Raw genomic sequence first — 9,914 nt, forward strand, 5'->3', positions numbered from 1 at the left:
ACATGGAACAAAACTCTGCTGTCTTATAGATATCTGCTGGCAGGGTTTCATCATGGTATTCCCGAGCTCGTTCGGGGTCAAGGGAAAGTTCAAACTGGCGGTTCCAGTCGAAGTTGTAGCGAGCAATTGAGAGTTGATCATCCCGGTCTCGTGCTCCTGGACGATGCCTGGCAATATCCGCCGCATGAGCAGCAATTTTGTAGGCAATCAAGCCATTGCGCACATCCTCAGCATCGGGCAGTCCCAAATGTTCTTTCGGGGTTACATAGCAAAGCATGGCGGTACCGTACCAGCCAGCCAAAGCTGCACCAATGGCGGAGGTGATATGGTCATATCCAGGAGCAATGTCTGTCACGAGTGGTCCTAGAACATAGAAAGGTGCTTCTGAACACTCTTCCATCTGCTTTTTGACATTGAACTCAATTTGATCCATTGGCACATGACCAGGTCCTTCTACCATCACCTGTACATCATGTTCCCAAGCACGACGAGTCAACTGCCCCAATGTTTTCAATTCTGCTAACTGCGCTTGATCAGATGCATCATGGGTACAGCCAGGACGCAGGGAATCCCCTAAGCTGAAGGAGACATCGTATTTCTTGAAAATCTCGATAATGTCGTCAAAGTGGGTATAGAGGGGATTTTGCTTGTGGTGATGGAGCATCCACTTGGCCAGGATCCCACCACCACGAGAAACAATGCCGGTTAGCCGGTTTCTGACCAAAGGCAGATGTTCAATTAAGATGCCAGCGTGGATGGTTTGATAGTCAACTCCTTGCTGAGCGTGCTTCTCAATGATGTGGAGAAAGTCATCGGCAGTAAGGTTTTCCACTTTGCCGTGGACACTCTCCAAGGTTTGGTACACTGGTACTGTGCCAATGGGTACGGGTGAGGCATTAATGATGGCGGAACGAATCTCATCCAAGTTGCCACCACCTGTAGACAAGTCCATTACGGTATCGGCCCCGTACTTCACTGCCAAGTTAACCTTCTCTAGCTCTTCATCAATATTAGAAGAGTTGGGGGAGGCACCGATATTGGCATTCACCTTACATTTGGAGGCGATACCAATACACATTGGCTCTAGGTTAGTGTGGTTGATATTGGCGGGGATAATCATTCGCCCCCGTGCCACTTCATCTTTGATCAGCTCAACGGGAAGGTTTTCCCGCTGGGCTACGTAGTGCATCTCTTCTGTCAGAAGACCCTGGCGAGCATAGTACATTTGAGTCACATTGCTCTGACCACGGCGCTTGGCAACCCATTCAATACGCATATTTAATTTCCTCGATGACAGCTTCCCTCCGCCGGTATTAACCGGACTCAGGTTCTAAGGGTGTAATCTCAGCCTGGTTGCTCAGGCACCCCTAGCTTTGGTTTGATTATACTATCACAAATAAAATCAGTCGGATTATAGGATCGCCCTCCTTGGGATTGATTCACAAGTGGGTAATCTATAGAATTCAAGATTATTGAGATTAGCTTATGGAATTTTGAACCGGAATAGTTATATCGTTATGCTTGTTTAAGATTTAATCTCAAAATAATACAGGACAGTGCTTAGTTACACTGTCCTGTTGCTGTATCCTGTTACGGATGATTAATAGCTAGAGGCTATTGTATTCACCATTGTATTTACCTAGGTGATTGCCCAAATCGCCTTGTTTTAAAGAGCGATCGCAGCCATCTTGACATCGTTAGTGCTTAGAATCTCTTGGAGTTCCTCAGCATCTACGGTTTCTTTATCAATCAGCATTTCAGCAAGCTTATCGAGGATGTGCTTATTGCCAAGAATTACATTCTTAGCCCGTTCGTAGGCTTCATCAACTAGCTTGCGAACCTCTTCATCAATGGTTGATGCTGTGGCATCTGAGAAATCCCGGTCTGAGGCAATATCCCGACCTAGGAACATACTGCCATTCTGCCGTCCTAGGGCTACTGGGCCAAGGCGATCGCTCATACCATAGCGCATCACCATCTGCCGTGCCACCCGAGTCACCTGTTGCAAGTCATTGGAAGCACCTGTGGTCACTTCTTCTTCACCGAAGATAATTTCTTCAGCAATCCGACCACCTAAGGCCACTGCCATCTGATTTTGCAGGTAAGAACGGGAAAACATGCCTGAATCCATCCGGTCTTCGCTAGGGGTGAACCAAGTCAAACCACCAGCACGACCCCGAGGAATAATGCTAATTTTCTGCACTGGGTCATAATCGGGCATTAAGGCACCCACAAGGGCGTGACCTGCTTCGTGAAACGCTACGAGGGTTTTGCGTTTCTCGCTCATTACCCGGTCTTTCTTCTCTGGCCCTGCAAGCACCCGGTCAATGGCATCATTCACCTCATCCATCGAGATTTCGGTTAAGTTGCGACGGGCTGCCAAAATTGCTGCTTCATTGAGCAAGTTGGATAAATCTGCTCCGGTGAAACCAGGGGTCCGACGGGCAATCTTCTCGAGATCCACATCTTTGGCCAGGGTTTTCCCACGAGCATGAACGTTGAGAATTTCCAAACGTCCGGCATAATCAGGACGGTCTACTACTACCTGTCGATCAAAACGACCAGGGCGTAGTAGGGCAGCATCAAGAACATCTGGGCGGTTGGTAGCAGCAATAATGATAATACCGGTATTACCTTCAAACCCATCCATTTCAGTCAGCAACTGGTTGAGGGTTTGCTCCCGTTCATCATTACCACCGCCTAAACCTGCACCCCGCTGACGTCCCACAGCATCGATTTCATCAATGAATACAATACATGGAGCATTGTTTTTGGCTTGCTCAAATAGGTCTCGCACCCGAGAAGCACCAACCCCTACGAACATCTCGACAAACTCAGAACCAGAGATGGAGAAAAACGGAACACCTGCTTCCCCAGCTACTGCACGAGCTAAGAGAGTTTTACCGGTTCCTGGAGGTCCGACGAGTAGGACTCCCTTGGGAATTTTAGCCCCAATAGCAGTGAAGCGGTCAGCATTTTTGAGGAAGTCTACTACTTCGTTAAGCTCTAGCTTGGCTTGCTCAATACCTGCCACATCCCCAAAAGTTACCTGAGTTTGGGGTTCCATTTGGACTCTAGCCTTGGACTTGCCAAAGTTCATGGCCTGGGAACCTGGACCATTCTGGGCACGCCGCAGTAATAGAAACAATCCCACCAATAGCAGAATTGGGAAGAAGAAGCTGCTTAAGGTCTTGAACCAGAAGCCTTCATCACTCTGGGGTAGAACTGAAATATCTACACCGTTATTATTCAGAAGGTTGATTAGTTGTGGGTCATTGGGGAGATTGACCTCTACCTGACGACCATCTTGAGCGATCGCGATCGCTTTACTGCGGTCAGCACTGATTCTAACGGTTTCCACCTTGCCGCTCTCGACTTTGCTAATCAGCTCGTCGTACCGCCACGTATCTCGACTTGGGGACGGTTTGTCCAAAAATGCTGTACCAAGGGCGATCACCACTATGGCTAGGAGTGCATACAGCCCTGCGTTTCTCCACTTTTTATTCACTCGTTGTTACCTCCATAGATTCGAGGATGTGGCAAATATAGAATTTAGCTTCTTATATTAATTTATGTTAACCTTTCTGAGGAAAACTGGGCGGACTTTATCCTAAAACAGCCTTTCTGGAAGCGTTTTATGCCTTGTGATGCCTAAAAATAGTGTTTCGATGGCTGGTGTGGGTTGACCTAGAGCAATGCTTAATATTATAATTTGAGACTTTGGATACCGAACAGCCAAAAGGAGGGACATGATGGCGGTTTTGCGACTTGAAGATGGTACAACCTATACCGAGCTAAGTGATATTGCCGGAGAATTAGCACCTCTGAAGGTTGAGCTAAATCACTGGTCTGTAGGGGACAACCCAGAAATTCACAGGCTTCTAGAGCAAGACACCCTTAGTGATATTGAAAAGGAAACAGTACTCCAAGCTTTAGATAGCTACTTTGAACAACTTAAGGAAACCGCTGGCTATCAATCCCGTGACTTAATCGTACTGTATCCAGACATACCTAATCTTGATGCCCTCCTTTCCAAATTTAAGGATTGTCACTACCATACTGACGATGAAGTGCGCTACATAATTGCAGGAGTTGGGGTTTTTGGGTTTGTACGTCCTGATGGCAGCCAAATGGAGTTGACTGTGCAGCCCGAGGAGTACATTAATGTGCCAGCGAATACTGAACATTGGTTTTATCTGACACCATCACGACGGGTTAAAGCTGTGCGCTACTTTATCACTACTGAAGGTTGGGTTCCGGTATACACGGGTACGGAAATTCGGATGAAGCCAGTAGTAGCCGTTTGAGAATATCCCAGTTGATAACTTATTTAATATGTCCATTGAAGTTGACTACCGCTTTCCTCCCGGTGTTGATGTGGAAAAACAAGCGAAAGTGATTGCTGTTGGGCAAACCGCAGGCACCTGGAATGCTCGTTTTGCCCATCTCGAAAATGTGTTTCGCTCCCATCTTGGTACTGTTGTTCAAGGTGTCATTAACCCTGATGGTTCTGGTTTGGCTACCATCCGTTTTCCCGAAGCTAATGTGGAAAACGATATCCCTACTCTACTAACCATGATCTTTGGCAAATACTCCATGGCAGGACCAGCTAAAGTCATGGCAGTGCGCTTGCCAGAACACTACGGTAGGCATCCCAAATTCGGAATTACCGGGATTCGGGAAAGACTAGGAGTAGTTGACCGTCCCCTGATTATGGCAATTTTTAAGCCAGCGTTGGGACTCTCAGCGGAAGACCATGGGAAGATTTTACAAGAGGTTGCTGGAGCTGGACTTGACATTATTAAAGATGATGAGATTCTGGGGGATTTGGAGATAGCACCAACCCTGAAACGTCTAGAAGTCTGCCGTAAGGTACTTGATGAAATAAAACAGCAAACTGGGCGCACCGTACTCTATGCCGTTAATGTAACTGGTTCGGCTGACAAATTGCTTGAGAAAGCTCACACCTTGGTAAAGGAAGGGGCAAATGCCCTGCTGCTGAATGTCTTGACCTACGGTTTCTCTGTCTTAGAAGCCCTAGCTGCTGATCCAGAGATTAATGTACCGATTTTTGCCCATCCGGCCTTAGCAGGAGCCCTGTGTGGAGCCCCTAACCACGGGATGGCTTACTCAGTGGTTTTGGGAACCCTGATGGCTCATGGTGGGGCAGATGCGGTGCTATATCCCGCCCATTATGGTAGTTTACCCTTTGACCCAGAGGAAGAAAAGCGAATTCGAGATAGTTTGCGATCGCGTAATGTATTTCCTGTGCCCTCCGCTGGCATTCATGCTGGGATTGTGCCTAAGGTTGTAGCAGATTACGGACAACAGGTCATTCTTAATGCTGGCACTGGCATTATGGATCATCCCGATGGTCCTGCTGGTGGCGTTAAAGCATTTTTTGAAGCCATACATTCATTATGAGGTAATCGGGTAATCAGGTTATGGGGTAATGACAAGATAGTGTTTTTCATAATAATGAGATACATTATTGTTTCTTTACCATAGTCCGTAATCTTTACTACGTAATACTTACTTCCATTAACTCCAAGGACGTAAGTACCTCACAGTTTTGAAAAATACTATAGTAATGCATATAGTAATACTATTGATCGTGAACATATCATCAACAGCGACAGTTCTTACTCAGAACTCAGCACTCTTAGACTAAATACTATTGTGAATCGAGTTGTATTCTGCGACTTCGACGGTACCATTACCGCCGTTGAAACCTTTGTGGGCATGCTCAAACACTTTGCTCCCGAGTTGTCCGCCCAAATTATGCCCCAGCTGTACAGTATGAAGCTGACTCTGAGGGAAGGTGTGCGCCAGATGTTAGAGTCAATTCCTTCAGCTAGCTATCCTGACATTATTGCCTACGCTCAATCCAAACCGATTCGGCCTGGTTTAGAGCAATTGTTAGACTTTCTTGATACTCAAAATGTCCCTTTCATTGTCGTTTCCGGTGGTTTGCGCTGCATGGTGGAAACGGTTCTCAGTCAGGGAAGCACGGGGAAAAAATCCTTACTTGAGCGGGTAGCAGCTATTTATGCTGTTGATGTGGAAACTACCGGGGATTTTCTAAAGGTAACCTCTGAGTTTGAAGGAGAGACAGAACTTGTGTCTAAAGTGCGGGTGATGGCACAACACCCGGCTCAAGAGCAGATCGCCATTGGCGATTCGGTAACGGACTTGAATATGAGCCTGAAAGCCCCGGTAGTATTCGCCCGCGATCGCCTCAGCAAATACCTGGAGGAGCGCCAAAAGCCCTACATTCCGTGGGATGATTTTTTTGATGTACAACAAAAGCTATCCCAGCGGTGGAACAATGGTTAATCATGGCTCCTCAATCCGAAATCACCACCAATTACTATCAGCTATTGATCCAAGACCAACCTTAATTACTGCTGCTAGTCACTTCTATCAATTAGGTTGGATGGTGGGGACAGCCGGTAACCTCTCTGCTAAACAGCCCGATGGCAGCTTCTGGATTACTGCGAGTGGATGCCATAAAGGGCAGCTAGGCAGCAAAGACTTTATTCGCATAGCCACTGATGGCACAGTAGTAGAAAAACCATCACCTGAATCTCGTCCTTCAGCTGAAACAAGCATTCATCAAAGTATCTACTCTTTATTCCCAGATGCTAAAGCCTGTTATCATATTCACACCATTGAGTCGAATTTAGTTTCTGGCTTCACTAAAGACGATACCCTGCCTTTGCCGCCGCTAGAAATGCTTAAGGGCTTTGGAGTACGGGAGGAGAACCCTAAAGTCACGGTACCAGTATTTGTCAACCATCTAGATGTTTCTCGCATTAGTAGTGAGATATGCGATCGCTTTCAGGCTGCATCGCCATCAGTCAATATCCTATTAATTCGGAACCACGGTATAACTGTTTGGGCGTCTTCCACCGAACGTGCCCAGATCTACTTGGAGTTAGCTGATTATATTTTTCGATACATGGTAGCTGCTCGACAAATTGAGCTTAGCACTACCTCAATCAAGAATTAACAAATACAATTGCTGAATTGCTCAATCGGAACAATTCAGCAATTCGGCAATTATTCAACCAGACTTGATGCTAGTCCGTATACTGCCCATCACCAAAATGACTAGGGTAACTATCGTTAGAGGTACGACAAATGTCATCATGATAGTACTAAATTGTGATAAAGCTTGGTGTTGTGTGGCGTTTAGGAACAAATACAAGGTATAGGCACCGTAATAGCTTAAAAAGAGAAATCCCTCCCACCGGGAAATTTGATAGCCAGTAAAGAAAATTGGCAGACAAGCCACCGCTACTGCAATCATTACTGGAATGTCGAAGTTTAGGGCAGGAGTTGACACCTGTATACCATCAGGCACAATCAAGCTACACATCCCCAGCACCAACAGGATATTAAAAATATTGCTGCCAATAGCGTTACCTACGGCAAGATCTCGCTCACCACGGACACTGGCAATAATGGAGGTGGCAATTTCTGGAAGAGAGGTGCCAACAGCGATAATGGTTAAGCCAATAATTAACTCGCTCCAGCCAAACATCTTGGCCATAGCAATAGCCCCATTAATCAGCCAGCGGGAACCTAGTACTAACATTCCTAAGCCGAAAAAAATCAGCCCTAACTGAGTAACTATCTTTTTAAGGCTAGTACGAGACTGGCGAGATTTGGTTTGAGGGGTATCGTGGTCTCGGATTTCCTGATTTTCCTTGCGACTCTGAATAATGGTGAATAAACTATATGCGATCGCGCCAGCCAACAGGATGCTGCCATCGACTCTACCCAGTTGGCCATCCAAGCTCATAAACAAGAGTAGGAATGATATGCCAATCATCAAAGGTACATCTAATCGCACCAACTGCCGGGATACAACCAAAGGTAACATAGTTGCCGATATTCCCAAGATTAGCAAAATATTGGCAATGTTGCTGCCAACAATGTTACCAAGGGCAATATCCGCTTGTCCGTCATAACTCGACTGCAATGCTACGGCTAATTCTGGGGCACTGGTGCAGTAAGCGACTATAGTCAGCCCAATCACTAAGGGGGAGACACCTGCTACCAACGCCAACTGTGATGCGCCCTTCACCAAGATTTCCGCCCCAACAACTAAAAGTACAAAGCCAGCAATAAATAAAATGAGAGTGATTATGTTCATTGGCTGTGTGTGAGTAAGTCATTGAGGACGAGTTTACTTCATCAAGCATGAAAGTTGCTATAACCTCGACTTAGCCCTTATAATTATTACCTAGGGTTTATTGAAACGGCAAACAACTCAACAATAACACAGATAAAGCGAATTTTTTCCTGTGTTTATCCAGGTTTAGTTTTAGTTCTTAACCTAATAATTTATTTGCTAACTGTTTCATATTATTTTTATCAACAAACTCTCTAAAAACAGTTGCTTTAAAGACAGATAGATAAAAGGCGGCATGGTACTGTAGTAGCGGTTCGAGAGTCTACTTGGCTCTTGAACTAGCCCATACAACCATTCTAAGCCGATTCCCTGGGCTGCTAAGGATTACCAAAACCTTTGGCTTTCTCCTGAAGCTTGCTCATAGTCTTGTCAGTGCCTTCACCCTGCCAAGTCAGAAATGCCCAAACACACGCTTCTGATTCTTCCACTCAATTGAATCACTAACCAAATAGGTTCCTGTTGGAACAGGGTGTAATGTTTCGTGAGATTATCCTGAACTGCTAGGCGAATGGCAACTGTGTCATCGGTAATACCATCACCTTTGGCACCGTAATCCCGCACATTCACCATGTTCGCATCCAAAGGATAGAGGGGATTCGTTGCTACTGAAGAACTGACCAAGGTGGAAAAGCTAGCAGGTAAGCCCGATCACCAATAGTAGGCTGCACAGGCTTAGGGAGAAGAGCATGAGCTTAGCTAGGTGCAGAGGAATGCCTACTAGATTTTTAAGTCTTTGGAATTGATATTTATACTTGATATGTATAATAAACAACATTTAAATAATTGTTTTTGCAAAACCTTTACTGATCATCCAGTGGTAGCAGTTCTTAGTTAATCGTGTTTTTAGCATTTTTAAAATACCACTTGATGTCAAAAAAATCACAATATTTAATATTTAATTAATTAATTTTTGTTAAATTTAATTCAAGCCAATCTGGCAACAGATCTAAGTACAACTTGGGTTTAATTGAAAATACTGAATGATATCAAGTCCGGTTAATTACTTTGCCAATAATCCCTGAATTTTTGGTAATGCGTAATGGGTGATGATTCATCATCAACTAGCAATTAGTAATTACTAACTACCAACTAATAATTACTAATTACCAATTACCAATTACCCTCAGGAATTATGATCATTATTTAACCGAATTTTATAGGATACATCGATAGGTTTATTGATGACTGAATTCATAAATATATGATTGAGTTTAAGTAAAACCTGTTAGTAATTTTGTTGTTAGTGATTTTGGTCTCAACAGTCATATGAAAGTAGCAATTCTTGCCGGGGGGCTCGGTACTCGTCTAGCGGAAGAAACCGACACAAAACCAAAGCCAATGGTAGCAATCGGAGGGCGACCAATCCTCTGGCATATCATGATGCATTATTACCATTATGGCTTCCAAGATTTTGTGATTGGCCTAGGTTATAAGGCAGAAGTTATTAAAAAATACATGGTGGACTATTGTTCACTTAATAGTAACTTAACGGTCAACCTTAACAATGGCAAAGTCATCCAGCACGGTGCTGCAGCACCGGATTGGACAGTTGATTTAATTGATACTGGTATTTACACCAATACAGGCGGTCGGATTAAACGGCTCGCTCCCTACGTAGGCAATCAGACATTTATGCTCACTTGGGGAGATGGAGTTTCTGATGTCAATTTAAATGCGCTCCTGGAATTCCATCGCTCTCATGGCAAATTAGCTA

The 9,914-nt window shown here is 44.9% G+C and carries 9 protein-coding genes and 1 riboswitch; of the genes, 5 read left to right on the forward strand and 4 right to left on the reverse strand.

The window, feature by feature from the left end; all coding sequences use genetic code 11:
- Together thiC and ftsH3 are read right to left on the reverse strand one after the other, a co-directional pair.
- Positions 1-1,276, reverse strand: a 1,276-nt coding sequence (gene thiC, locus F6K57_RS31330; protein ID WP_293072034.1) for a phosphomethylpyrimidine synthase, incomplete at its 3' end; no start/stop codon positions are given.
- Between the two features lie 6 nt (positions 1,277-1,282).
- Positions 1,283-1,379: riboswitch (TPP riboswitch) on the reverse strand.
- A 287-nt stretch (positions 1,380-1,666) separates the two neighbouring features.
- Positions 1,667-3,508: an ATP-dependent zinc metalloprotease FtsH3 gene (ftsH3, locus tag F6K57_RS31335; RefSeq protein WP_293072035.1), complete on the reverse strand. Its 1,842-nt coding sequence runs from the start codon at positions 3,506-3,508 to the stop codon at positions 1,667-1,669.
- A 244-nt stretch (positions 3,509-3,752) separates the two neighbouring features.
- On the opposite strand from ftsH3, the gene F6K57_RS31340 reads away from it, so the two are divergent.
- The 4 genes from F6K57_RS31340 (at position 3,753) to mtnB (ending at position 7,012) form a co-directional block, all read left to right on the forward strand.
- Entirely contained in the window at positions 3,753-4,307 is a 555-nt protein-coding gene (locus F6K57_RS31340) for an acireductone dioxygenase (protein WP_293072038.1), read from the forward strand.
- Between the two features lie 28 nt (positions 4,308-4,335).
- Positions 4,336-5,424 carry a RuBisCO large subunit C-terminal-like domain-containing protein gene (locus F6K57_RS31345; RefSeq protein WP_293072036.1) on the forward strand — a complete coding sequence of 363 codons (1,089 nt, stop codon included), beginning with the start codon at positions 4,336-4,338 and terminating at the stop codon, positions 5,422-5,424.
- Between the two features lie 255 nt (positions 5,425-5,679).
- Positions 5,680-6,336 carry an HAD-IB family phosphatase gene (locus F6K57_RS31350; protein ID WP_075895812.1) on the forward strand — a complete coding sequence of 219 codons (657 nt, stop codon included), beginning with the start codon at positions 5,680-5,682 and terminating at the stop codon, positions 6,334-6,336.
- Entirely contained in the window at positions 6,329-7,012 is a 684-nt protein-coding gene (gene mtnB / locus F6K57_RS31355; RefSeq protein WP_293039550.1) for a methylthioribulose 1-phosphate dehydratase, read from the forward strand. The genes F6K57_RS31350 and mtnB overlap by 8 nt, the downstream gene beginning before the upstream one ends.
- A 54-nt stretch (positions 7,013-7,066) precedes the next feature.
- On the opposite strand, the gene F6K57_RS31360 is transcribed toward mtnB, so the two are convergent.
- Both F6K57_RS31360 and F6K57_RS31365 read right to left on the reverse strand, forming a co-directional pair.
- Positions 7,067-8,161 carry a calcium/sodium antiporter gene (locus tag F6K57_RS31360; protein ID WP_293039531.1) on the reverse strand — a complete coding sequence of 365 codons (1,095 nt, stop codon included), beginning with the start codon at positions 8,159-8,161 and terminating at the stop codon, positions 7,067-7,069.
- Between the two features lie 417 nt (positions 8,162-8,578).
- The gene (locus tag F6K57_RS31365) at positions 8,579-8,821 is read right to left on the reverse strand and encodes a glycosyl hydrolase family 28-related protein (protein WP_293039533.1); all 243 of its coding nucleotides are present in this window, start codon (positions 8,819-8,821) and stop codon (positions 8,579-8,581) included.
- A 645-nt stretch (positions 8,822-9,466) separates the two neighbouring features.
- Here F6K57_RS31365 and F6K57_RS31370 point away from each other — a divergent pair.
- A partial coding sequence (locus tag F6K57_RS31370) for a sugar phosphate nucleotidyltransferase (RefSeq protein ID WP_293072037.1) occupies positions 9,467-9,914 on the forward strand: 448 nt, incomplete at its 3' end.

It is taken from the genome of Moorena sp. SIO4A5 (assembly GCF_010672005.1).
Classification (GTDB): domain Bacteria; phylum Cyanobacteriota; class Cyanobacteriia; order Cyanobacteriales; family Coleofasciculaceae; genus Moorena.

Bases quoted from the DNA above. Each gene is read 5' to 3' on its own strand.
- F6K57_RS31340 (WP_293072038.1), top strand. From the start codon at position 3,753: ATGGCGGTTTTGCGACTTGAAGATGGTACAACCTATACCGAGCTAAGT.
- F6K57_RS31345 (WP_293072036.1), top strand. From the start codon at position 4,336: ATGTCCATTGAAGTTGACTACCGCTTTCCTCCCGGTGTTGATGTGGAA.
- mtnB (WP_293039550.1), top strand. From the start codon at position 6,329: ATGGTTAATCATGGCTCCTCAATCCGAAATCACCACCAATTACTATCA.
- F6K57_RS31360 (WP_293039531.1), bottom strand. From the start codon at position 8,161: ATGAACATAATCACTCTCATTTTATTTATTGCTGGCTTTGTACTTTTA.